Below are 22,698 nucleotides of genomic sequence, written 5' to 3'. Positions count from 1 at the left end.
TCAGTGTCCTTCCAACGTTTTAACGATCAGCCGCTGGCGGCGGGGCAGCGCATTGCCCTTATTGTAGAGTACAACGGCAGCGCTTTCCGGGGCTGGCAAAGTCAGGGCCAGCCCGAGGTTGCCACGGTGCAATCGGTATTGGACCGCGCGCTCAGCGAGGTGGCCGCGGCGCCGGTAACCACGCTGTGTGCGGGGCGGACCGACGCCGGGGTTCACGCCAGCCATCAAGTCGTGCATTTTGACGCGCCCACCGGCCGCTCCCTCAAGGCCTGGGTGGCTGGGGCAAATGCCAAGCTGCCCAGCTCGGTGGCTGTGATCTGGGCTGGCGCCATGGCGGCGGATTTCCACGCTCGTTTTTCTGCAACGGCCCGGCGCTATCGCTATATCCTGCTCAATCAAGCCCGCCGTTCTGCCCACCTCTCCGGCCTAGTAACCCTGTATGATCAAGCCCTTGATGAGGAGCTGATGCATCGGGAGGCCCAGTGTCTGCTGGGAGAGCGGGACTTCAGCGCGTTTCGGGCGGCGTCCTGCCAGTCCCGCACTGCGATGCGCAACATCCACTTTATCAATGTGTCCCGGCGCGGCCGCTTGGTGGTGGTGGATATTCAGGGCAATGCCTTTTTGCATCACATGGTGCGCAATATTGTCGGCGTATTGACCGCGGTAGGCAGTGGTCAGGCCGCGCCGGGTTGGACCCAGCAGGTTCTCGATAGCCGCGACCGTACCCAGGGTGGTGTCACTGCTCGCCCCGATGGTTTGTATCTGGTGGACGTCAGTTATCCTCCCGAGTGTGGTCTGCCCAATCTTCCCCCAGGCCCGTCCTGGTGGGAGCAGACTTAAGGGCCTGCATAGCCGCCTTTCCGAGACAGTATGGCGGGAATTTGCTAAAATCGGCGCCCCTGCTGGTAGACGGAAATAATCTGAGTGCATCGTACCCGCGTAAAAATTTGCGGCATTACTTGCGTCGAAGATGCGCTCATTGCCGCTGACGCTGGCGCGGACGCCTTGGGCTTTGTGTTCTATCCGCCCAGCCCGCGAGCGGTAAGCCCTGAGGCGGCGGCGGAAATTGTTGCGCAATTGCCTCCTTTTGTGACCTGCGTTGGCCTGTTTGTCGATGCAGAGCGCGACGACATCATGAAGATCGCGGAGCGCTGTCACCTGGATCTTTTGCAGCTTCACGGCAAGGAAACACCTGCATTTTGCCAGTCTTTGGGACGCCCCTACATTAAGGCCCTACGTATGCGCGATGACGCGGACGTGGCAGCGGTGGCTGCAAGCTACCCCGCTGCCAGAGGCCTGTTGCTGGATAGCTACAAGCCGGGCGTGCCAGGCGGCACTGGCGAGACCTTTGAATGGCAGCGCATTCCGCCGCAGTTGGCGGCGCAAACGGTGCTGGCAGGGGGGCTAAGGCCTGATAATGTGGCCCGGGCCATTGCCCAGGTGAAACCCTACGGGGTCGATGTCAGCGGTGGCGTCGAAGCGCGTCCCGGACGCAAAAATGCCGAGGCGGTTCGCCAATTCATCCGAGCTGTTGCTCAGGCGGACCAATCTTACCCAGGCAGTTTAGAGGTGGAGAAGTAAAGCAGTGACACAGAACACTCAGGTCAATTTTCAACAGTTCCCCGACGAACGCGGGCACTTCGGTGCTTACGGCGGGCGCTTCGTGTCAGAGACACTTATTTATGCCCTGGATGAGCTGGCTGCATCCTACCAGCGGCTCAGCAACGATCCTGATTTTGTCGCCGAACTGGATCGGGATCTCGCCCACTACGTAGGTCGGCCTTCACCGCTCTACCACGCCGAGCGTTGGTCCCGGGAAGTGGGCGGTGCCCAGATCTACCTCAAGCGAGAAGACCTCAACCACACCGGTGCCCACAAGGTGAATAACACGGTGGGGCAGGCGCTACTGGCCAAGCATATGGGCAAGAAGCGGGTGATCGCCGAAACCGGCGCCGGCCAGCACGGTGTGGCATCGGCCACCATCGCCGCGCGCTTGGGCATGGAATGCCAGGTGTTCATGGGTGAGGAGGACATTCGCCGCCAGGCCCTCAATGTTTACCGGATGAAGCTGTTGGGCGCCGAGGTCATCTCGGTTAAATCCGGCTCCCGAACCCTCAAAGATGCCATGAACGAGGCTATGCGGGATTGGGTGACCAACGTCGATGACACCTTTTACATCATTGGCACTGCGGCGGGGCCCCATCCCTACCCGATGCTGGTGCGGGATTTTCAGTCGGTGATCGGACGGGAAGCCCGGCGCCAATGCCTGGAAATGACCGGTTCATTGCCCGATGCCCTGGTCGCTTGCGTGGGCGGCGGTTCCAATGCCATTGGCTTGTTCCACCCCTTCCTGGACGACGCCAGTGTGGCTATGTACGGCGTAGAGGCTGGCGGCCACGGAGTGGCAACGGGTGAGCACGCCGCCCCCTTAAGTGACGGTACCCCCGGCGTGCTGCATGGCAATCGCACTTATCTGATGCAGGATGAGGCGGGTCAGATCATGCACACCCACTCGGTTTCAGCAGGCTTGGACTACCCCGGCGTGGGGCCAGAGCACGCCTGGTTGAAAGATGTGGGTCGAGTTAATTATGTCGCGATCAATGATGATGAAGCGCTGGCGGCATTCCGCAAACTGACCTTGGTGGAGGGCATTATGCCGGCGCTGGAGTCCAGCCACGCGATTGCCTACGCCGAAAAACTCGCCGCTACCCTGTCTCCGGAGCAGAGCATAGTGGTGAATTTGTCGGGCCGCGGCGACAAGGATATTCATACTGTGGCGAGCTTGGACGGTATCGGCATCGACTGATCGCTGTACTGGTTCAACCCACAAACCATCGAATCAGAAGTAGGAGTCGAAGTGAGTCGACTTGCAGAGTGTTTTAAACAGCTAAAGCAGCGGGGCCGCAAGGCTCTGGTTCCCTATGTTGTAGCTGGCGACCCCCAGCCTGAGGTCACCGTCGATTTAATGCATTGCTTGGTGGCCAAAGGTGCCGACATAATTGAGCTGGGCATTCCTTTTTCGGACCCCATGGCCGAAGGGCCGGTTATTCAGCTGGCCCATGAGCGTGCGCTCCACCACCACGTCAGTTTGAGTAATGCCCTGGATATGGTGGCCCGTTTTCGGGACACAGACTCCAGCACCCCAATTGTGTTGATGGGCTATGCCAACCCGGTGGAGCATATGGGCTACGAGGTATTTGCCCAGCGGGCCAAGGCTGCCGGCATCGATGGATTACTGACGGTGGATATGCCGCCGGAAGAGGCCGAAGAACCCAGCCGCATTATGAAGGCCCACGATATCGACTGCATCTTCCTGCTGGCGCCGACCAGCAGCGACGAGCGCATTGCCAAAGTCGCCTCGCTGGCCACCGGCTATCTTTATTACGTTTCCCTAAAAGGCGTGACCGGCGCCGGCAATCTGGACGTGGAGTCGGTGTCTGCCAACCTGACTAAAATCAAGAGCTACACCGATTTGCCGGTGACCGTGGGCTTTGGCATCAAAGATGGCAAATCGGCGGCATCCTTGGCGGGGCTGTGCGAAGGGGTCGTGGTGGGCAGTGCCCTGGTCGAGCGGCTTGCCAAAGTGGATGTGAGCCAGGATACTGGGCCGCAAATCGATGAAGCGCTGGGATTGATTGGCGAAATTCGCCAGGCTATCGACGCGGTATAACCCAGAAAATATAGCCGAGTAAAATAACGGCGCAGACCAAAAAAATTCAGCACTGAACAGGAAAGTGGAAAACAATGAGTTGGGTCGACAAAATTCTTCCTACTGGTGTACGCCGGGTGGATCCCTCCGAGCGGCGCAGCAAGTCTGGCGTGGTGCCGGAAGGGCTGTGGAAAAAGTGCGTTAAATGTGACGCCGTTCTCTACCGTCCTGAGCTGGAGGCTAACCAGGACGTTTGCCCCAAGTGTGACCATCATATGCGCATCGGTGCGCGCCGGCGGCTTGCACTGTTTCTCGACGAGGAGGGACGGGAAGAGATTCTGCAAGACATTGAGCCGGTGGACCGTCTTAAATTCAAAGACAAGAAGAAATACCGGGATCGTCTGACTGCCGCGCAAAAATCCACCGGCGAAAAAGACGCGCTGATTGCCTACAAAGGCGCTGTTAAAACCCTTCCGGTTGTCGCGGTGGCCTTTGAATTTAACTTTCACGGCGGGTCGATGGGCTCAGCGGTGGGGGAAAAATTCACCCAGGCAGCTAACGTTGCCCTGCAGGAGCGTTGTCCGCTGGTGTGTTTTTCGGCCTCCGGTGGGGCGCGGATGCAGGAGGCGCTGATCTCACTGATGCAAATGGCCAAGACCAGTGCCGTGCTGGAGCGCCTCAAGCAAAATGGCGTGCCTTATATTTCAGTATTGACCGACCCGATCTACGGCGGTGTCTCCGCCAGCCTGGCGCTGCTGGGCGATATCAATGTTGCCGAGCCCGGTGCCCGGGCGGGTTTTGCTGGCCCTAACATCATTGAACAAACGATTCGCCAAAAATTGCCACCGGGCTTTCAGCGCAGTGAGTTTTTGTTGTCCCACGGAGCCATCGACATGATTGTGCGCCGGGCAGACATGCGCGATACCTTGCACCGGGTACTGGGAAATCTCACCCACTATCAGAACTAGGCGCTGAATGCGGTTTACGCAACTGGGGGACTGGCTGACTTGGATGGAAGGTCAGCACCCCCGACACATCGATCTCGGGCTGGAGCGTATCAACGCTGTAGCCCAAGCCCTTAATATCCAGCTCGATACCCCAGTGGTCACCGTTGCCGGCACCAATGGCAAGGGTTCCTGTATTGCCACCATGGCTGCCGTGCTTGGCGCGGCGGGCTATCGGGTCGGCTGCTATACCTCGCCCCACCTGCTGCACTATCGCGAGCGCATCAGTATCGCTGGTGTTTACCCCAATGACGATGCACTCTGTGCGGTTTTTGAACAGGTAGATCAGGCCCGACAGGGCACGTCACTTACTTACTTCGAGTTTGGCACCCTCGCGGCGCTGCTGATGTTTAAGCAGGCCGAGCTGGATGTGGTGCTGCTGGAAGTCGGACTAGGCGGTCGTCTGGACGCGGTCAATATCATCGATGCCGACGTGGCAGTCATCAGTTCAGTAGACCTGGACCACCAAGCCTGGCTGGGTTACGACCGGGATACTATCGGTCGGGAGAAAGCAGGCATTCTTAGATCCGGCAAACCGGCAGTGTGCGGCGACCCGCAACCGCCGCGATCGGTGCTGGATTACAGTCAGCAGCAGGGAGCACTGTTGCACCAGATCGATGTGCATTTTGGCGCCGAGGTCCAGGGCCAGTCCTGGCGTTGGTTTGGGCTGTCGGCGGCCGGCGAGACCTTGTCGATGGAATGCCTTCCCAACCCGGGGCTGGCACCGGAAAACCTGGCCACAGCCCTGCAGGCCCTGCATTTGCTGAATTTGCCGCTCAGCGAACAAGCAGTGCGAGAGGGCCTGTCGACGGTGATGCTGGCGGGACGTTGTCAGCACTTTGATGTGGGGGGGATCGACGTGGTGCTGGATGTCGCCCACAATCCAGCGGCTGTGGCCTTGCTTGCGGCCAACCTGAGTCGACGGCCCGCGCCGGGGCGCACTGTGGCGCTGTTTGCGGTGATGGCAGATAAAGCCGTCGCCGATATCGTCGAGCTGATAGCCCCTCATATCGATGAGTGGATATTGCCAAGACTGACCGACAATGATCGCGCCGCGGCGCCGAATGAGCTTGCCAAGGTTGTGACGAATGCCGGGGGTTGTGTTTCAGTTGAGGGTGAATCCCTTGGGCAGGCCCTGCATGGCGCGGTATCATCCCTCACTAGTGGCGACCGTGTGGTCGTGTTCGGATCGTTTTTTACTGTTGCTGAAGCCATGACCGCGCTGACCGAATTGGGTTTGCCGGCATGTCAGGAGACTATTCAGGCATGATGAGACAGCGTCTGGTCGGGGCATTGGTACTGCTTTGCGGTGGGGTGATTTTATGGACCTTGCTGTTCACCGGACCGGCAGAATATAAGGTAGACCGGCAAAGCCAAATTCCCCCCGAACCCCGCGTAGACCCGGTATTGGGCATTAGCCCGGAGCGCCCGGGGGGGATCGCCAGTGCTGACCGTCCCCTGGTTGCCCCCCAGCCTCAACTCGCGCCCAAAGATGTCGAGCCGCAAGCTGAGGCCGAGCCCGACAAAAGCGCCGCCACCGACGCTCCGCGCAATGAGCCGGAGCCAGACAACAGTAATACCGCTGACCTTAAGGGGGAGCCGACCAGCAAGCCTCAGCCAGAGAGCAAGCCCCAAGCGGTGAAGGAGACGGCCTCTGAGTCCAGTCGCCTCGACGACTACGGTCTGGCGGAAGCTTGGGTGATTCAGGTGGGCAGTTTCAGCAAAGAGGCCAATGCCACATCCCTTAAGGAGCGTCTGCAGAAAGGGGGGCACAAGGCCTATATCGATCAACGGGAATATCGCAGCAAGCCGGTCTACCGGGTGCTGGTAGGCCCCTTGCTCAACCGCAATACCGCTGACTCCGAGAAGAAAAACATTGACGCCCGTTTTGGGGTCTCGTCGCTGGTTACCCGTTTTGAGGCCAAGCCCTGAGGCCTTATCCCACCGAATATCCGCCTCTGCGGCTTGGGCTGAGAGGCGTGGCTTGATAGAATTCCGACCTTCGTATCAGTCGACCCGCGCGCCGGGTCAGCAGGGAGTCCAAAACCGTGTTGACGAGCTTTAACTGGGCGGACTGGGTCATCGTGGCGATCATTGTCGTATCGGCGCTGATCAGTCTGCTGCGGGGGTTTGTCAAAGAAGCGCTGTCCCTGTTGAGTTGGGCCCTGGCCTTTTTCGTGGCGGTGGCCTTCCACCAACCGATGGTGTCGCTGTTGGAATCCTCGGTCGGCAAACCCTATGTCCGGGATATTCTCGCCTATGTCATCCTCTTTGCCGGTACACTGGTGCTGGGTAGCTTGGCGACGTATTTGATTTCCATGATTGTAAAGCGCACTGGCCTCAGTGGTACGGACCGCTTGCTGGGCATGATTTTTGGTACGGCCCGGGGTGTTATCGTGGTATTGGCCAGTGTGATTTTGCTGCCCTCGCTGCTCAGCGGTATACAGCAGGACGAGTGGTGGCGCAGCTCTCAGTTGATACCCGAGTTTCTGTTGATGACCGACTGGTCGCAACAAACCTTCAATGATTTGCTGCAATGGGCGTCGTCGCTGCTGGCGTCGCACCGTTAGGGAACGGGTCCTAGTGACTCGCTTAAAGATTCAAACGCCAGTGAGGTAGATGGCATGTGTGGTATTGCCGGCATAGTTGCCAAAAGCAATGTGAATCAGGATTTGTACGATGCGCTAACGGTGTTACAGCACCGGGGGCAGGATGCCGCAGGGATCGTGACCTTCGACGGTGGCCGCCTCAACCAGCGCAAGGGCAATGGTTTGGTTCGCGACGTCTTTCACACCCGCCATATGCAGCGCCTTACCGGCAATATGGGCATCGGGCACGTGCGCTACCCCACGGCGGGTAGCTCCAGCCCGGCACTGGCTCAGCCTTTTTATGTGAACTCCCCCTACGGCATCTCACTGGCCCACAACGGCAACCTGACCAACTCGGCCCAGCTTACCAAAGAGCTGTTCCAGTCTGACCTGCGTCATTTGAATACTGAGTCGGACTCCGAGGTATTGCTCAATGTGTTTGCTCACGAATTGCAGCGCCTGGGCAAACTGGTGCCCAGCTCTGATGATTTGTTTGCGGCTGTGTCGGGAGTACACAACCGCTGCCGGGGTGGCTATGCGGTGGTGGCGATGATTGCAAACTACGGTGTTATCGGTTTTCGCGATCCCCACGGTATTCGGCCGCTGGTATACGGTGTTAGAGAAAACGCCAATGGCAAGGAATACATGTTGGCCTCCGAGAGTGTGGCCCTGGATACCCTCGGCTACGAGCTGATTGGCGACGTGGCGCCGGGCGAGGCGGTATATATCGATTTACAGGGGCAGATACACAAGCGTCAGTGTGCACAGCAGACTGAATTGCGCCCCTGTATTTTTGAGCATGTATACTTTGCCCGTCCTGACTCAATTATGGACGGCGTGTCAGTCTATAAAGCGCGACTGCGTCAAGGGGAGCGACTGGCGGACAAGATTTTGCGGGACTATCCCGATCACGATATCGACGTGATTGTCCCTATCCCGGATTCCAGTCGCATAGCCGCCCAGTCTATGGCGTCGCGACTGGGGGTGAAGTTCCGGGAAGGCTTGGTCAAAAACCGTTACATCGGCCGGACCTTTATCATGCCGGGGCAAAATACCCGCAAGAAATCCGTGCGCCAGAAACTTAACGCCATTGAGCTGGAATTCCGCGATAAAAATGTCATGCTGGTGGACGACTCCATTGTGCGGGGTACAACCTGCCAGCAGATTATTGAGATGGCCCGAGAAGCGGGCGCCCGCAAAGTGTACTTTGCCTCAGCGTCGCCGCCGGTGCGCTTCCCCAATGTCTACGGCATCGATATGCCTTCAGCCCACGAGTTAATAGCCAACAACCGCAGCGTGGAAGAAATCCAGGAGGAGATCGGGGCAGACTGGTTGCTGTATCAGGACCTGGATGACCTGTTGAGTTGCTCCGCCGAGGGCAACAGCGAGATCAGTGACTTTGAATGTGCGGTCTTTAACGGTGACTACGCCACCGGTGATGTTGACCAGGCTTACCTGGATCGCCTGGAAGCGGACCGCAATGACACCAGCCAAAGCGCAAAAAACGCGGCGGCTGGTGACGGCGCGCTGATTGGGCTGCATAACGATGTCTCGTGATAGAGATGTCTCGTGATAGGGATGTTTTGTGACAGAGATGTTTCGTGATAGGGATGTCTCGTGATGGACTGTGACCCTTCACTGGCGCTACATACTTTAACGATTACGCAAGCGACAACGCTAACTGAGCTATGAGCAACGAAGACGACTACCTCGCCGAACGCCTGGCGGTATTGGCGGAGGCCGAACTGGACACCCGAGCCGTCCGTGCTGGTCAAGTGCGCACTGCTGAGGGAGAGCACTCCGAGCCCATCTTCACCACCTCGAGCTATGTATTCGCCTCGGCGGCTGAGGCGGCGGCGCGGTTTTCCGGGGAACAGGCGGGCAATGTGTATTCCCGCTATACCAACCCCACGGTGCGCACCTTTGAAGAGCGCATCGCCGCCCTGGAAGGGGGGGAGATGGCGGTGGCGACATCCTCCGGTATGGCCGCCATTCTAAGCACCTGTATGGCGCTGCTCTCTGCGGGCGATCACATCGTCTGCTCGCGCAGTGTATTTGGCACCACCACGGTGTTGCTCAATAAATTTATGGCCAAGCTGGGGGTGGAAACCACCTTTGTTGCGCCCACTGATTATGAAGGCTGGCATGCGGCGTTGCGTCCCGAGACTAAACTGCTGTTAGTGGAGACGCCTTCAAATCCGCTGGCGGATATTGTCGATATCGCGCGTTTGGCGGCCATGTCGAAGGAGCAGGGCAGCCATCTTGTGGTGGATAACTGCTTCTGTACGCCAGCGCTTCAGACTCCCTTGGCCTTGGGTGCTGATATCGTTGTGCACTCTGCCACCAAGTATCTCGATGGTCAGGGGCGCTGCGTGGGCGGTGCTGTTGTGGGCCGTGCCGAACAGATGGAAGAGGTACTGGGCTTTATCCGCAGTGCAGGCCCCAGCATGAGCCCATTTAATGCCTGGGTCTTTCTCAAGGGCCTGGAGACACTGCGCTTGCGTATGGAGGCCCATAGCGCCAATGCCTTGGCGCTGGCACAGTGGCTGTCAGAACAGAAGGGCATCGATAAGGTCTATTACGCCGGCTTACCGGAGCACCCGGGTCACCAGCTGGCCAAACAGCAACAACGCGCCTTTGGCGGGGTGCTGTCCTTTGAGGTTGCGGGGGGGCGTGACGCCGCCTGGCGGTTTATTGATGCCACCCGATTAGTCTCCATAACCGCCAATCTCGGTGATGCCAAGACCACCATCGTGCATCCGGGTACAACCACCCACGGCCGTCTCACCCCTGAGCAGCGCGCCGAGTCGGGTATTGGCGACAATTTGATTCGCGTTGCTGTGGGTCTGGAAGCAGTGGAAGACCTTAAGCGGGATATGCAGCGAGGCCTCGATGCCCTCTAATTTGTCGCTGCTTCAGCAGCTCAGCGATGAAATAGGGAAGGTTGTACTGGGGAAGGAGCAGCAGATTAAGCAGGCGCTGTGCTGCCTGCTGGCCGGTGGTCACCTGTTGGTGGATGATTTGCCCGGCGTGGGTAAGACCACCTTGTCCCAGGCCTTTGCCCGGGTTACCGGCCTTGACTATCGGCGGGTACAGTTCACCAGTGACTTGCTGCCGGCAGACGTCCTAGGGGTGTCGGTCTTCGATCGCAACACCAATGCCTTTCACTTTCACCCCGGGCCGATCTTTACCCAGTTTTTGTTGGTGGATGAAATCAACCGAGCCAGCCCCAAAACTCAGAGTGCACTGTTGGAGGCGATGGCAGAAGGGCAGGTGACAACTGAAGGGGAAACCCGGCCGCTGCCGGAACCTTTCTTTGTTATGGCCACTCAGAACCCCTGGTTTCAGTCGGGTACCTTTCCACTACCTGAGTCTCAGCTGGATCGCTTTTTAATGCGGATCTCTCTGGGCTATCCGGATGAACGCTCCGAGCGGCAACTGTTGGAGGGGGGCGATCCCCGCCGTCACCTACAGGCGCTGCGGCCCTTGCTGGACACCGAAAAACTGCTGGCATTGCGAGCGGAGGTGTCAGACGTTGAGGCCCGAGGCAGTGTGATCAGCTATCTACAGCGCTTAATTGCCTTTACCCGCCAGGATGCCCAGTTTGCCTTTGGCTTGTCGACCCGGGCCGCACTGGCGTTGCTTCAGTGTGCCAAGGCCTGGGCCATGCTATCGGGGCGGGATTACTTATTGCCCGACGATGTGCAGGCGGTGTTGCAGCCGGTCGCGGCGCACCGACTACAGGCCTCGGCGGAGCACCGCGGTGACGGCAGCGACCTGGTAGCACATCTGTTGGCACAGGTGCCGGTCCTGGGCTGATGTGGTCATGGCGCCGTCGCGTATCCCAGCGGGTGGATGCCTGGATAGCGCGTCGCAATCCACCGCGACCACAGCTTGTGCTGACACAGCGCAACATTTATATCATGCCCTCCAGGGTAGGTATCGGGTTTCTGGCAATGCTGCTGGGCATGTTGCTGTTGGCGATCAATTATCAAAACAACCTGATCTTTGGTCTGTGCTTTTGGTTGTTTAGCCTGTTCCTGGTCACCATTCTCCACACCTTTGCTAACTTGTCGGGTATCCGTTTGCGTGCCGGCGCGGCGGAACCGGTCTTTGCCGGGCAGCAGGCCCATTTTCATTTGCACATCGACAGTGGCCGTCGCCCGCGCCGCTTGCTTCAGGTGGGCTTTCGCAATCACTCGGTAAACACGGTGGAGCTGACTACCCCTCATGAAAAGCAGGAGTTGCGCCTGCCTTATCCGGCGGACCGGCGGGGTCTGCTATCGCCGGCTCGTGTCTACCTGCGTTCCGACTTCCCCCTGGGTTTACTGCGGTGCTGGAGTTTGCCAGCGCTGGACTGGCAGTGCGTGGTGTACCCCGAACCCAAAATGCTCCGCCCCATGGTCAGCAGTGCCGCGGGGAGTGAAGGCAGCGATCTTAATGCCAGGATGGACAGCGACGAGTTTAGTGGTTTTCAACGCTACCGGGTCGGCGAGCCTCCCCGGCGTATCTACTGGAAGGCCTATGCGAAGGGGCAGGGGCTGATCAGCAAGCACTTTGATCAGGCCCGAGCCGATGAACTGATTCTGAGTTGGGACAGTTTGCCGGACCTGACTACTGAAGATCGCCTGAGTACTTTGTGTGCCTGGGCATTGGAGTGTGATCGGCGCAACCTGTTTTACGGCTTGCACTTACCCGCCCAGAAAATCCCCGTTGCCAACGGTCATCAACATCTGTCCGAGGTGTTGCGAGCTTTGGCACTGTATCAATCGCCAGAGGGGGGCACTCATGTCTGATGGTGCTTTTCAGCTGCGGCGGCAAATTATCTGGCTGCTTGTGGCTCAGCTGGTGGTTATCGCGCCACTGCTTACCGTCTTGCCAGCCTGGCTGATTGGGGTGTGGGCCGCAGTGGCGTTTTGGTACTGGCGCATTGCCCAGTCTGGCTGGTCATTTCCCCCGGCCTTACTAAAAGTCTCGCTGACGGTGGGTGCGCTGGCAGCCATCTATTTGCAATTCCGGCAGCTGCTGGGGCTTGAGCCGATGTTGGCGCTATTGGTTCTGGCGGTGACCCTTAAATTGCTGGAGCTCAAGGGGCGTCGCGACCACTGGATCATTCTTATTCTTTGCTATTTTATTGTGGCTTGCCGCTTTCTGTTTGATCAACAGATTACCGGTCTGCTGATAGCCTTGTTGCAAGTCTGGGTCTTGTTGATGGCTCAGCAGTCCCTCAATCGTCAGAATATTGTGGCACTGCCCATGGCTAAAACGGCTGGGGTGTTGGCACTACAGGCAATACCTTTGATGGTGTTTCTGTTCCTGGTTTTCCCGCGTATTGGGCCACTGTGGTCCATGCCGCTGCCCGGCAAAGATGCCCGCACCGGTATGTCCGATTCCCTGGAATTTGGCGATATTGCCCAATTGATTCAATCGGGCGAGCGGGCGTTTCGGGTTAGCTTTGAAGATGGCAGCTTGCCGCCGGTGCAGTCGCTGTACTGGCGTGGCCTGGTGTTGGACCATTTTGACGGTCGCCGCTGGAAGCGCAGTGATTTTAACCCCGCCAGAACAGCGCCGAATGTCGATGAGGGCCCGGAAACACTGGAATACACTGTTACCCTTGAACCCGGCGTACACGACTGGCTCTACACGCTCGCGGTGGCCTCGATTAGCCGGGACGACCTGCGCTATGCGGGTAACTACCAGTGGATGCCGCGAGCTCCTTTGACCGGACGTTTCCAATACAGCGTGAGCAGTGACCTCAACGCGTCGCGTTCGGAAACCAGTGCATATCAAACCTTTCTCAACACCCGCCTGCTAGGCCGATTTAATCCCCGTGCCAGAGCGCTGGGTGAACAGTGGCGGGATCAATTTGAAAGTGGGGAAGAGCGGGTGGCGGCGGCACTGGCCTTTTTTCGCCGTTCGCCATTTGTTTATACCCTCAGTCCACCGACACTGGGAGATAATAACGTCGATGAGTTTATTTTTGATACTCGACAAGGCTTCTGCGAGCATTTTGCCGGGAGCTTTGTCTTCTTAATGCGTGCAGCCGGTGTGCCCGCCAGACTGGTGGTGGGGTATCTCGGTGGCGAATACAACCGCGCCGACCGCTATCTATTGGTCCATCAATCCGATGCTCACGCCTGGGCAGAGGTGTGGTTGGAAGGAGAGGGCTGGCGTCGGGTCGATCCCACCGCAGTGGTGGCGCCCGAGCGGATAGAGCGGGGTGCGGAGCAGATATTGCGGGGGCAGGAAGCCTTTCTAAGCGGCTCCCCTTTATCTCTGCGTCATTTTGCCTGGGCAACACGAATGCGCATGTATTTCGACAACCTGAACTATATGTGGGCGCGGTGGGTCTTGAGTTATGACCGCCAGAGCCAGTATCAAACGCTGCTGAAGTTGTTGGGGGAGGTGACGCCCCAGCGTCTGCTGTTGGGCTTGGCCATATGTGGTGGCCTACCCATGTTGCTGGTAGCGTTAAGCGCGATTCGCCTGCCACCTGCGCTGAGCCGCGATCCGGCCACTCGGTATTACTTGCAGTGTTGTCGGGCAATGGCTCGACGGGGCGTGTCGCGTCGCCCCGGTGAAACGCCGGAAGCGTATTTGCAGCGAGTGAAGACACTGGCGCCGGAGTGGGCGCCGTGGATGGCTCGGGTTACCGCGCTATTTAGTGAATTGGATTATCGAGCAGTATCGGAGGAGCGCCGAACGGTGTTGTTGCGCGAGCTAAAAAGCTTGCGCCGCGCGTCCCGGCAGCCCAGCAGCATCAGTAGCGGAGTATAGAGATATGTTTTGGAAAGTGGTTATCGCCGTTCTGGCATTGGTCGGCATTGTATCGTTGAGCCGGTTTCTCAATCGACTACTGCGGGAGTTTGGCGCCGCCAGGCAGGTGAACCCCCGTCGCTTGTATACCGTTAGCAAAGGGATCAACATCCTGATGTGGATTGTCGCCTTTCTGGTGATGTGCTTTATTCTCGGCCTTAGCTACGACCGGGTATTTATCTTTATGTCCTCAGTGCTGGCGGTAATCGGTGTGGCGCTGTTTGCCCAATGGTCAATCCTCAGTCACCTCACCGCCGGTATGATCATCTTTTTTGCCTTTCCCTACCGCGTTGGAGATCGCGTGAAGGTGGTGGATCCCGACGCCGATGTCATTGGCGAAATCATCGAGATAGCGTCTTTTCATGTCCTGATTCGCCTGGATGACGGCGCCACCATCACTTACCCCAACAGCGCACTGCTGCAGCGGGCGGTGATAAAACAACCGTCTAACCGTGCCGAGGCGGCCCCGGTTGAACAGCAAGCGGTCACCACCGAATAGGTAATTTTTCGGGTTACTTTTTCGCCGTTTGGGCGTAGGCTAAATCTATGGACATCCAAAGGCCGACTAAACACCCCGCACTGATCGCGGTATTGGCGCTGCTGCTGGCAGTACTGAGCTGCGGGGCACTGGCTGGCCAGAGCAAAGCCAGTGAGGGTGTGGTCACCGACCTGTATGGTGCACTGGATGTTCACTATCAGATTGATGACGACGATGGCGACGACCCCGGCGGCTGCCCCATTGTTGCATTACAGCCGGTAGCATTGGCAGGGGATGATCCCCTTACGGCCCTGGCTGCCAACCCTTGCAATCCCTTCCTTCCCGATCTTCGCAATCGCTCGCCACCCGCAACACCGCTGTAAACGATTTTTAAATCTTTATCGCTAATACAGAGGTGTAACATGAACACAATCGCACTTATCGACGCTGCGCGCGTCGACCAAATCGCGTCGCCAGAAAACGATCAGGCGGATCGCGGCAGTCTCAATCTGAACTCACCCGCACTGGCTGTTTTTACTGATTTCAGCGTGCAGGAGGCCCTGGTGGTGGAAAGCGAAACGCCGATCCTTGAGGCCGAAGCCATGATGAAGCACAGCCATGTGAGGCTGAAGTTGGTGATCAACCGGGATCAAACCTTCCTGGGTGTGCTGGCCCTGGAGGATATTCAGGAGGCCGAGCTGATTAAGAAAGTGGCGGAGGGCTACTCGCGCCAGGAGCTCAAAGTCGCGGACCTTATGCGCAAGCGCAGCGAGTTGGATATGCTGGATTACGACGACCTGCGCAGGATGACGATTGGCGACCTGCTGATGTCTCTGCAGGACTACCAGCGCCAGCACTGTCTGGTGGTGGATCGTGACAAGGGGCAAATCCGCGGCCTGGTCTCGGCCAGCGATATTGTCCGCAAGCTGCGGATTCCCCTGTGTATTCAGAAATCCCCAAAGTTTGCCGATTTGCATATCAAGCCGGCAATGGCGGTGGGTAGTTAGGCCAGCGGGGCTATCAGCCCGGTGATGTGGCTTGGTAGCCCCGTAAAAACAAGTCAACACAGGACCTGGCGTAATACTGCAGGTCCTCTTGGGTGACCGACTCATCGACACCGTATAATGCGCGAGAGTGATACTTGGAGTGCAACATGGCGGTGAGTTGGGTTGCCGCCAGCTCCGTGTCTTCGATATGCAGCACTCCGGCCTCAACCTGGCTTTGCAGATAGTCGATTAAGCCGCTGCGGATTTTAGCAGGCCCCGCTTCCCAAAAGAGCTTGCCCACATTACTGCGGCCGGCCTCGCTGGCACACACCCGGTAAATGCCAATGGCTTCTTCACTGACCAATAGCCGAGCGAAATGGATGGCAAAGTCTTCCAGGTAGTGGCGGCAATCAGGAATATCCTGGCGGTGGGTACTGTCCAGCTGGTATTCGTCGCATTTACTGTCAATGGCTGCGGTGAACAGCTGCTCCTTACCGCCAAAGTGGCTGTACAGCGTCTGTTTGGAGACCCCGGCCTCCCGGGCGATGGTGTCCATACTGGTGTTGCTATAGCCCTGCTCAACGAACAATTCACTGGCCGCTTTGACAATAAGCTGCCGTTTTTCCTGGCTTTTGCCGCGTCCGCGGCTCACAGCGGCTGTTTTATTTGTAGCAGTGCCTGACATTACGTTCCCAAAGTTTGACCGTGGCCGTAGCAAGTATGCACAAGAGTCGGGACCGCCCATATAGCCATTCCCAACCTGTGCTTGAATGAAATGTAATAAAAATAGACTAGACAGTCCAGTATGGTGTATTTATATTCTGGACTACGCAGTCTAATAAAAGTTTCAAAGTGGTTAGTAACCACGATGGGGGATCGCCATGTTTTTGCCCAACCTGTCCTGGAACTGGACGGCACTGGGGACCGCGTTGGTCGCAGTGTGCTTTTGTATTGGCAGTCACGCTGCCTTTGGTGACTTGCACCCCGTTACCGTGGTCAAAGTAGAAAACCAGCCCTCGTATCAGGTGGAACGCCTGTTTGCCGGCCGGGTCGTCGGCAGTCAGCGGGCAGACATTGGTTTTGAATTTGCCGGCAAAGTGGTCAGGCTCAATGTAGAGAATGGCCAATCCGTGCGTCGCGGGGATATTTTGGCGGAGCTGGATACCACTTCACTGCTGATTGAACAAAAGGAGTTGCAGGCCAGCAAAGAAGAAGTCACCGCTCGTCTTGAACAAATCGGCCGTGATTTACAGCGTTACCGATCGTTGTCAGAAAAGGGCTATGTCTCCCAGGGTCAGCTCGACCAGCTTGAGAGTGAGCAGCGCGCTACCCGGGCGCAAATCAACCAGATCGACGAGAAACTCCGGGGCGTGGCGGTGCGCTTGGACAAGGCCCGCTTGATTGCAATTTTTGGCGGTGAGATAGCCAATGTCTCCATTGAAGAGGGAGTCATTGTTAAGGCTGGGCAGTCAGTGATGCAACTGGTGGAGACTGGCCAAATTGAAGCAATATTCGGTGTGCCCGGGGAGCTGGGTCGAGAGTTAGTGTTGGGGCAGTCACTGCCGGTCTACAGCAAACTGGGCCAGTGGCAGGCCCAAGTCTTGGCGGTATCGGAAAACCTCGATTGGCGCACCCAGACCCGCAGTGTGCGAGTGGCTTTGCCGGAGGGGATTCCCCACGTTGACGGTGAAACAATCCAGCTGTTGGTGCCGGCATTTCGGCAGCAAAAAGGTTTTTGGGTATCCCAATCTGCTTTGCTTGGCGATGTCAGAGGAACCTGGGCGGTCTATCAGGTGACAGATCAGGGTGAACATACAAGGATCGTTAAACGCTCGGTGCGACCGATTTATCATCACGATGGCCTGGTTTTTGTGAGCTCCGAACTGAAAACCGGTGATCGCATCGTCGCTGCTGGTACCCATCGCCTGGCACCGGGGCAGGCAGTCAAGGTCAAGGCAGCAGGGGATCCAACAGCCGCTGTACACAGTGGCCCGGCTGCGGAGTCGGCCAATGCTCAATAATCCGCGCCTTATTGCGCTGGGTATAGCGCTGATTCTGGTGGCGGGCTTGGCCGCCCTGGCTAGCTTACCGCGTCTGGAAGATCCGTATTTTGGCAACCGGGACGGCATTGTACTGACGCAGTTTCCCGGCGCCAGCGCGGAGAGAATCGAGACCCTGGTGATTGAGCCATTGGAGTCAGAACTGCGCAGTATTCCGGAAATAAAACACATCAACTCAACTGCAAAGTCCGGTGTTGCTGCCATCAGCATTGTTTTTGTGGATGAAGTCCCAGCCTCAGAAACCGATCGCCTGTGGTCAGAGGTGAGGGATAAACTGGAAAAGGCCGCCAAATCCCTGCCTGCCGGTGCCTCCCCCCCTCAGCTGGACCACGAGCGAAGCTACGCCTTTACCTGGATAGGTGCGCTGCGCTGGCAGGGCGAGGATGCCGACTTGCTGACGGCCGGGCGCTACGCCGAGGAATTGGCCAGCCGTTTGCGCAATTTGCACGGCACCGATTTGGTGAAGTTGTGGGGCGCGCCGGATGAAGAAGTTCAAGTCAAAGTCGATGTCATTAAAGCGGCGTCGGTGGGGCTGGACGTCAACAGCATCGCCAGCAAATTACAGAACAGTGATGCTAAGTCGGCCGCTGGCGAGTTGGTCAACGGCGAGTTTCGTCTGCCGGTAGAATTGGCAGGGGGCTTTGAGCAGTTGGAGCGGATTCGCCGCACGCCGCTTTTAACATTGGACGAGGGCGGATCTCTGCAAGTCCAGGATTTGGCCGAGATTTACCTGGGTGAACCGGTTACCCCCAAAGATCTGGCCTTGGTATCGGGCGAGCGCGCCATTGTTGTTGCGGTGCGAATGTTACCCGACCAACGGGGCGACCTCTGGGCTGCCCGCCTGCGAGAGAAAATTGCCGAGTTTTCGGCCAGCCTGCCGGCGGAGATTGAGGTCGAGGAACTGTTTTCTCAGGAGGGCTATACCAGCGCACGCCTCAGTGAATTGATCGTCAATATTGGCACCGGCTTTTTGCTGATCTTCATCATTTTGCTGTTTACCCTGGGCTGGCGTTCGGCGGTTATCGTCGCGGTATCTCTACCGATGACGATGCTGTTTGCGCTGGGGTGCATGCGCTTCAATCATATGCCCATTCACCAAATGTCGGTCACTGGTCTGATTGTGGCACTGGGGATTATGGTGGATAACGCCATCGTGATGAGCGATATGGTGATGCGCTATCGGCGACAGGGCTTTTCCCCTGTAGCGTCAGCCACCAAGGCTTTCCGGCATCTCTGGCTGCCACTGCTGGGGTCAACACTGACAACTATGTTGGCCTTTATGCCCATCGTGTTAATGCCTGGTCCTGGCGGCGAGTTTATTGGCCCCTTGGCTGAATCGGTGATATTTGCTTTGGCCGGCAGCTGGATAATTTCACTGTTCATTATCGCGCCGATTGCCGGCCGCTGGCTCTCTGGCGAAAAGGGCGCCTCCAGTGCGTTGGCGGGGCGGCGGTTAGGGCCGTGGCTAAATATTCACTACCGACGTTTTTTAGCGGCAGTGTTAGAGCGCCCAAGAATAAGTGCAATGCTCTGTTTTGCTTTGCCACTGTCGGGCTTTATGCTGGCGCAGACCCTGACTGAGCAGTTTTTCCCTCCCTCGGATCGGGACATGATTAATCTTGAGGTCTACCTGCCGGCGGGGAGCAGTATTTTTGATACCCAGCGCGCCACAGAGCGAATGTCAGAGGTCATCAATAGCCATCAGGAAATCGAATCCCTGCACTGGTTTGTCGGGCGCAGCGCGCCACCTTTCTACTACAACATCTTCGACAACATGGATGGCGCGCCGTTTTACGCCCAGGCTATGACCACCGTGCGCAGTGTGCCGGACGCCAATAGAATGGTGTCTGTATTGCAGCGGGAGCTGGATGAGCGCTTTCCCGAATATCAAACCGTCGTGAGGCGGCTGGGGCAGGGACCGCCCACTCCGGCGCCAGTAGAGCTGCGCCTCTACGGTAGCGAAATTGATCGTCTGGTTGTCCTTGGCGACGAGTTGCGGCGCATTGCCCTGGAGACAGAGCACGTGGTCCAGGCGCGGACTTCCCTGGGTGAGACTGTCCCCAAGCTGGTGGTCAATATCGAAGAGAGCGAAGCGCAACGCAGCCAGGTGGGACTGCGGGATATCGCCGGCTCCTTAGCGGCCAGCGTCGATGGCGTGGTGACCAGCAGCTTGCTGGACGGCAGCGAGCAGCTTCCGGTGCGGGTGTCGGGCTACGCGGTGAAAGGGACATCGGTGGACCGCTTTATGTCTTTCCCCCTGGTCTTGCCCACTGGTCCTCGCCCCCTGTCGGCCATCGCCGATGCTCACCTGGAGCCGATACAGGCCAAGATTACCCGGCGGGATGGCCGTCGTATCAACAAACTGGAGGTGTATATACAGGATGGGGTGATGTCGGCGACAGTGCTGGATGCGCTGCTGAAGAATATAGAAAAGGCGGGGTTTGCCGTTCCGGCCGGCTATGAGCTAGAGGTAGGCGGTGAGGCGGAAAACCGCAGCACCACCGTGGGTAAGTTAATGGGTAGCGCTGGGATCGTCGCCGTGCTGCTGGTGGTCACGGTGGTGATGGCCTTTAATTCCTTTCGGCTGTCGGCCATTGTCTTTATGGTGGCGGGGCAGTCGGCGGGCCTGGGGATGCTCAGCCTGTGGTTGGCGAACTTCCCTTTTGGTTTTACCGCCATTGTCGGGCTAATGGGGCTGATGGGGCTGGCGGTGAACGCCGCCATTGTCATTCTTACCGAACTTAAGGCGTCGCCATTGGCGATGGCGGGCAACCGGGCGGACATTGTAGAAACTGTGGCAGAGTGCACCCGCCACATTGTTTCCACCACCCTAACTACCGTTGCCGGGCTAGTGCCTCTGCTTATCGCCAAGGGCCAGTTTTGGCCGCCCTTTGCCATCGTTTTGGCAGGCGGCACGGTGTTTACCACCATATTGTCGTTGGTGTTTGTGCCGGCGATGTTTTTAATCATGCGCAAGCCATACGTCGCGGCGCTGGTCAGTGAGCGGATGGCCCGGCAGACTCAAGATCGCGATGTGGATCAGACCTCGACGGTCTGATCCAAGAGGGGCTTACTCAATTTCGGTGAAGGCCCCTTCGAACAAGGCCGAGCTCAAATAGCGCTCTGCTGAATCCGGCAGTATCACTACCACGGTTTTACCGGCATTTTCGGGGCGGTTGGCGACCCGGTCAGCCACCGCCATGGCGGCGCCGCTGGATATACCCGCCAGAATCCCTTCCTCTTTCATCAGCCGGTGGGCCCAGGTCATCGCCTCCTCGTCGCTAACAGCTTCTACCTGGTCCACCATGTCGAGGTCCAGTGTATCGGGTAAAAAGCCGGCACCGATGCCCTGTATTTTATGGGGTGCGTGACTGGCTTCCTCGCCGGCTTTGGCGGCGCGTATTACCGTGGAGGAGGCCGGCTCGATCGCCACCGAGGTGATGCTTTTTCCCTTGGTCTGTTTGATGTAGCGGGATATGCCGCTGATAGTGCCACCAGTGCCGACGCCGCTGACCAGAATGTCGATTTCGCCATCGGTATCCTGCCAAATTTCCGGGCCGGTGGTTTGCTCGTGGATGGCCGGGTTGGCGGGGTTCTGGAATTGTTGGGGCATGAAGTAGCGCTGGGGATTTTGTGCCACCAGGTCCTCTGCGGCGGCAATAGCCCCTTTCATACCCTTGGCGCCGTCGCTGAGGACCAATTTAGCGCCCAGGGCCACCAGTACCTTGCGGCGCTCAAGGCTCATGGTATGGGGCATGGTCAGGGTGATGGGGTAACCCCGGGCGGCAGCGACAAAGGCCAGGGCGATACCGGTGTTGCCGCTGGTAGGCTCGACGATTTCCATACCGGCTTTCAGCCTGCCGTCTTGCTCGGCCTGCCAGATCATATTGGCGCCTATGCGGCATTTCACGCTATTGGCAGGGTTGCGGCTCTCTATTTTGGCAAAAATTTTGTGGGGGCTGATGCGGTTGATTTTTACCAGCGGTGTGTGGCCGATACTGAGGCTGAGATCATCGTACTGCATAGCTGTTGCTCCTGTGGGCGGTGCTAAAATTTCCCTGGAAAAGAGGCGTATATCGGCGACCGCGACGAGAAATGGTTGTTTTTGATATAGTAGCTGGCCCGCGCGGCCATTGCGGGTGTTTTTCCCACCGCGTAGTGTGACCACCAAACGGATAATACCCAGTGTAGACCAGTGTAGAAAAGGCGGGTGCACTTGCACAACGCCCACCGCTATTGAGACGAGCAGGACAGAATATGAAATTTACAGGTACGGACAACTACGTTGCCACCGACGATCTGAGTATGGCAGTCAACGCCGCTGTGACCCTGCAGCGCCCGCTGCTGATTAAAGGTGAACCCGGCACCGGCAAAACCCTACTGGCTGAAGAAGTGGCCAGCGCCATGGGTAAACGCCTGATTCAGTGGCATATCAAGTCCACCACCAAGGCTCAGCAGGGCCTTTACGAGTATGACGCGGTGTCCCGTCTGCGGGATTCCCAGCTGGGTGACGACAAGGTCCACGACATTGCCAACTACATCAAGAAAGGCAAACTGTGGGAGGCGTTTGAGTCCGATGAGCAGGTGGTGCTGCTGATCGACGAAATCGACAAGGCTGACATTGAGTTCCCCAATGACTTGTTGGTGGAGCTGGATCGCATGGAGTTTCACGTCTACGAAACCGGCGAAGTGATCAAAGCCAAGCACCGTCCCATTATCGTGATCACCAGTAACAACGAAAAAGAGCTGCCCGATGCCTTCCTGCGTCGCTGTTTCTTCCACTTTATCAACTTCCCGGATCGTGAAACCATGCAGCGCATTGTTGAGGTGCACTATCCCGGCATTGCGAAAAACCTGGTTCAGGAAGCCATGGAAGTCTTTTTTGAAGTTCGCCAGATCCCCGGTCTGAAGAAAAAGCCGTCTACCTCCGAGCTGATTGACTGGCTGAAACTGCTGATGGCGGACGACATTCCCGACGAAATTCTCAAGCATCGCGACAACAGCAAGGCGATCCCTCCGCTGTACGGCGCACTGCTTAAAAACGAGCAGGATGTGCAGTTGCTGGAACGCCTGGCCTTTATGCACCGTCGCGAAATGCGCTAGTTGATTCGCCTGAT

General features: G+C 57.7%; 21 protein-coding genes. 19 read left to right on the top strand and 2 right to left on the bottom strand.

The window, feature by feature from the left end; genetic code table 11:
• Positions 1 to 3 precede the first annotated feature (3 nt).
• The 16 genes from truA (at position 4) to I6N98_RS10140 (ending at position 15,542) form a co-directional block, all read left to right on the top strand.
• On the top strand, positions 4 to 840 hold the full coding sequence (gene truA, locus I6N98_RS10215; RefSeq protein ID WP_198568271.1) for a tRNA pseudouridine(38-40) synthase TruA: 837 nt from the start codon (positions 4 to 6) through the stop codon (positions 838 to 840).
• Between the two features lie 84 nt (positions 841 to 924).
• Positions 925 to 1,581, top strand: coding sequence for a phosphoribosylanthranilate isomerase (locus I6N98_RS10210; protein WP_198568270.1), 657 nt, complete (start codon positions 925 to 927; stop codon positions 1,579 to 1,581).
• A 4-nt stretch (positions 1,582 to 1,585) separates the two neighbouring features.
• Positions 1,586 to 2,806 carry a tryptophan synthase subunit beta gene (gene trpB / locus I6N98_RS10205; protein WP_198568269.1) on the top strand — a complete coding sequence of 407 codons (1,221 nt, stop codon included), beginning with the start codon at positions 1,586 to 1,588 and terminating at the stop codon, positions 2,804 to 2,806.
• Positions 2,807 to 2,857: 51 nt separating this feature from the next.
• Positions 2,858 to 3,670 (top strand): tryptophan synthase subunit alpha, encoded by an 813-nt coding sequence (trpA, locus tag I6N98_RS10200; protein ID WP_198568268.1) that lies wholly within the window; start codon positions 2,858 to 2,860, stop codon positions 3,668 to 3,670.
• A gap of 74 nt (positions 3,671 to 3,744) precedes the next feature.
• Positions 3,745 to 4,617 carry an acetyl-CoA carboxylase, carboxyltransferase subunit beta gene (gene accD / locus I6N98_RS10195; RefSeq protein WP_198568267.1) on the top strand — a complete coding sequence of 291 codons (873 nt, stop codon included), beginning with the start codon at positions 3,745 to 3,747 and terminating at the stop codon, positions 4,615 to 4,617.
• Positions 4,618 to 4,624: 7 nt separating this feature from the next.
• The gene (gene folC, locus I6N98_RS10190) at positions 4,625 to 5,923 is read left to right on the top strand and encodes a bifunctional tetrahydrofolate synthase/dihydrofolate synthase (protein WP_198568266.1); all 1,299 of its coding nucleotides are present in this window, start codon (positions 4,625 to 4,627) and stop codon (positions 5,921 to 5,923) included.
• Positions 5,920 to 6,585 carry an SPOR domain-containing protein gene (locus I6N98_RS10185; protein ID WP_198568265.1) on the top strand — a complete coding sequence of 222 codons (666 nt, stop codon included), beginning with the start codon at positions 5,920 to 5,922 and terminating at the stop codon, positions 6,583 to 6,585. The genes folC and I6N98_RS10185 overlap by 4 nt, the downstream gene beginning before the upstream one ends.
• A gap of 116 nt (positions 6,586 to 6,701) precedes the next feature.
• A complete protein-coding gene (locus I6N98_RS10180; protein ID WP_198568264.1) occupies positions 6,702 to 7,223 on the top strand; it encodes a CvpA family protein in 522 nt (173 codons plus the stop codon).
• 54 nt (positions 7,224 to 7,277) lie between these two features.
• A complete protein-coding gene (gene purF, locus I6N98_RS10175; RefSeq protein WP_198568263.1) occupies positions 7,278 to 8,798 on the top strand; it encodes an amidophosphoribosyltransferase in 1,521 nt (506 codons plus the stop codon).
• Between the two features lie 131 nt (positions 8,799 to 8,929).
• A complete protein-coding gene (locus tag I6N98_RS10170; protein ID WP_198568262.1) occupies positions 8,930 to 10,144 on the top strand; it encodes an O-succinylhomoserine sulfhydrylase in 1,215 nt (404 codons plus the stop codon).
• Complete coding sequence (locus I6N98_RS10165; protein ID WP_198568261.1) at positions 10,134 to 11,060, top strand: AAA family ATPase; 927 nt, start codon at positions 10,134 to 10,136, stop codon at positions 11,058 to 11,060. The genes I6N98_RS10170 and I6N98_RS10165 overlap by 11 nt, the downstream gene beginning before the upstream one ends.
• The gene (locus I6N98_RS10160; protein ID WP_198568260.1) at positions 11,060 to 12,037 is read left to right on the top strand and encodes a DUF58 domain-containing protein; all 978 of its coding nucleotides are present in this window, start codon (positions 11,060 to 11,062) and stop codon (positions 12,035 to 12,037) included. The genes I6N98_RS10165 and I6N98_RS10160 overlap by 1 nt, the downstream gene beginning before the upstream one ends.
• Positions 12,030 to 14,018: a transglutaminase TgpA family protein gene (locus tag I6N98_RS10155; protein WP_198568259.1), complete on the top strand. Its 1,989-nt coding sequence runs from the start codon at positions 12,030 to 12,032 to the stop codon at positions 14,016 to 14,018. Before I6N98_RS10160 ends, I6N98_RS10155 begins: the two co-directional genes overlap by 8 nt.
• Before the next feature lie 4 nt (positions 14,019 to 14,022).
• On the top strand, positions 14,023 to 14,556 hold the full coding sequence (locus I6N98_RS10150) for a mechanosensitive ion channel domain-containing protein (protein WP_198568258.1): 534 nt from the start codon (positions 14,023 to 14,025) through the stop codon (positions 14,554 to 14,556).
• Positions 14,557 to 14,603: 47 nt separating this feature from the next.
• On the top strand, positions 14,604 to 14,918 hold the full coding sequence (locus I6N98_RS10145; protein WP_198568257.1) for a hypothetical protein: 315 nt from the start codon (positions 14,604 to 14,606) through the stop codon (positions 14,916 to 14,918).
• Positions 14,919 to 14,957: 39 nt separating this feature from the next.
• Positions 14,958 to 15,542 carry a CBS domain-containing protein gene (locus tag I6N98_RS10140; protein ID WP_198568256.1) on the top strand — a complete coding sequence of 195 codons (585 nt, stop codon included), beginning with the start codon at positions 14,958 to 14,960 and terminating at the stop codon, positions 15,540 to 15,542.
• Between the two features lie 13 nt (positions 15,543 to 15,555).
• Here the strand turns inward: I6N98_RS10140 and I6N98_RS10135 are convergent, their stop codons facing one another.
• Complete coding sequence (locus I6N98_RS10135; protein WP_198568255.1) at positions 15,556 to 16,173, bottom strand: TetR/AcrR family transcriptional regulator; 618 nt, start codon at positions 16,171 to 16,173, stop codon at positions 15,556 to 15,558.
• A gap of 229 nt (positions 16,174 to 16,402) precedes the next feature.
• Here I6N98_RS10135 and I6N98_RS10130 point away from each other — a divergent pair, with 229 nt between their 5' ends.
• A complete protein-coding gene (locus I6N98_RS10130; protein WP_198568254.1) occupies positions 16,403 to 17,542 on the top strand; it encodes an efflux RND transporter periplasmic adaptor subunit in 1,140 nt (379 codons plus the stop codon).
• Positions 17,532 to 20,639 carry an efflux RND transporter permease subunit gene (locus I6N98_RS10125; protein ID WP_198568253.1) on the top strand — a complete coding sequence of 1,036 codons (3,108 nt, stop codon included), beginning with the start codon at positions 17,532 to 17,534 and terminating at the stop codon, positions 20,637 to 20,639. Before I6N98_RS10130 ends, I6N98_RS10125 begins: the two co-directional genes overlap by 11 nt.
• 12 nt (positions 20,640 to 20,651) lie before the next feature.
• Here I6N98_RS10125 and cysK read toward each other — a convergent pair whose 3' ends face one another.
• The gene (gene cysK, locus I6N98_RS10120; protein ID WP_198568252.1) at positions 20,652 to 21,605 is read right to left on the bottom strand and encodes a cysteine synthase A; all 954 of its coding nucleotides are present in this window, start codon (positions 21,603 to 21,605) and stop codon (positions 20,652 to 20,654) included.
• 233 nt (positions 21,606 to 21,838) lie between these two features.
• Here cysK and I6N98_RS10115 point away from each other — a divergent pair, with 233 nt between their 5' ends.
• Positions 21,839 to 22,684, top strand: a complete 846-nt coding sequence (locus I6N98_RS10115; RefSeq protein ID WP_198568251.1) for an AAA family ATPase — start codon at positions 21,839 to 21,841, stop codon at positions 22,682 to 22,684.
• Positions 22,685 to 22,698: the final 14 nt, after the last annotated feature.

This window comes from Spongiibacter nanhainus, from assembly GCF_016132545.1.
Taxonomy (GTDB): Bacteria; Pseudomonadota; Gammaproteobacteria; order Pseudomonadales; family Spongiibacteraceae; genus Spongiibacter; species Spongiibacter nanhainus.
The sequence above is the reverse complement of the archived record's forward strand: the minus strand, read 5'-3'. Positions and strand labels throughout refer to the sequence as shown.

Excerpts from the sequence above, each read along its gene's own strand:
- accD (WP_198568267.1), top strand. The coding sequence starts at position 3,745 with ATGAGTTGGGTCGACAAAATTCTTCCTACTGGTGTACGCCGGGTGGAT.
- folC (WP_198568266.1), top strand. The coding sequence starts at position 4,625 with ATGCGGTTTACGCAACTGGGGGACTGGCTGACTTGGATGGAAGGTCAG.
- I6N98_RS10185 (WP_198568265.1), top strand. The coding sequence starts at position 5,920 with ATGATGAGACAGCGTCTGGTCGGGGCATTGGTACTGCTTTGCGGTGGG.
- purF (WP_198568263.1), top strand. The coding sequence starts at position 7,278 with ATGTGTGGTATTGCCGGCATAGTTGCCAAAAGCAATGTGAATCAGGAT.
- I6N98_RS10170 (WP_198568262.1), top strand. The coding sequence starts at position 8,930 with ATGAGCAACGAAGACGACTACCTCGCCGAACGCCTGGCGGTATTGGCG.
- I6N98_RS10165 (WP_198568261.1), top strand. The coding sequence starts at position 10,134 with ATGCCCTCTAATTTGTCGCTGCTTCAGCAGCTCAGCGATGAAATAGGG.
- I6N98_RS10160 (WP_198568260.1), top strand. The coding sequence starts at position 11,060 with ATGTGGTCATGGCGCCGTCGCGTATCCCAGCGGGTGGATGCCTGGATA.
- I6N98_RS10155 (WP_198568259.1), top strand. The coding sequence starts at position 12,030 with ATGTCTGATGGTGCTTTTCAGCTGCGGCGGCAAATTATCTGGCTGCTT.
- I6N98_RS10150 (WP_198568258.1), top strand. The coding sequence starts at position 14,023 with ATGTTTTGGAAAGTGGTTATCGCCGTTCTGGCATTGGTCGGCATTGTA.
- I6N98_RS10145 (WP_198568257.1), top strand. The coding sequence starts at position 14,604 with ATGGACATCCAAAGGCCGACTAAACACCCCGCACTGATCGCGGTATTG.
- I6N98_RS10140 (WP_198568256.1), top strand. The coding sequence starts at position 14,958 with ATGAACACAATCGCACTTATCGACGCTGCGCGCGTCGACCAAATCGCG.
- I6N98_RS10130 (WP_198568254.1), top strand. The coding sequence starts at position 16,403 with ATGTTTTTGCCCAACCTGTCCTGGAACTGGACGGCACTGGGGACCGCG.
- I6N98_RS10125 (WP_198568253.1), top strand. The coding sequence starts at position 17,532 with ATGCTCAATAATCCGCGCCTTATTGCGCTGGGTATAGCGCTGATTCTG.
- cysK (WP_198568252.1), bottom strand. The coding sequence starts at position 21,605 with ATGCAGTACGATGATCTCAGCCTCAGTATCGGCCACACACCGCTGGTA.
- I6N98_RS10115 (WP_198568251.1), top strand. The coding sequence starts at position 21,839 with ATGAAATTTACAGGTACGGACAACTACGTTGCCACCGACGATCTGAGT.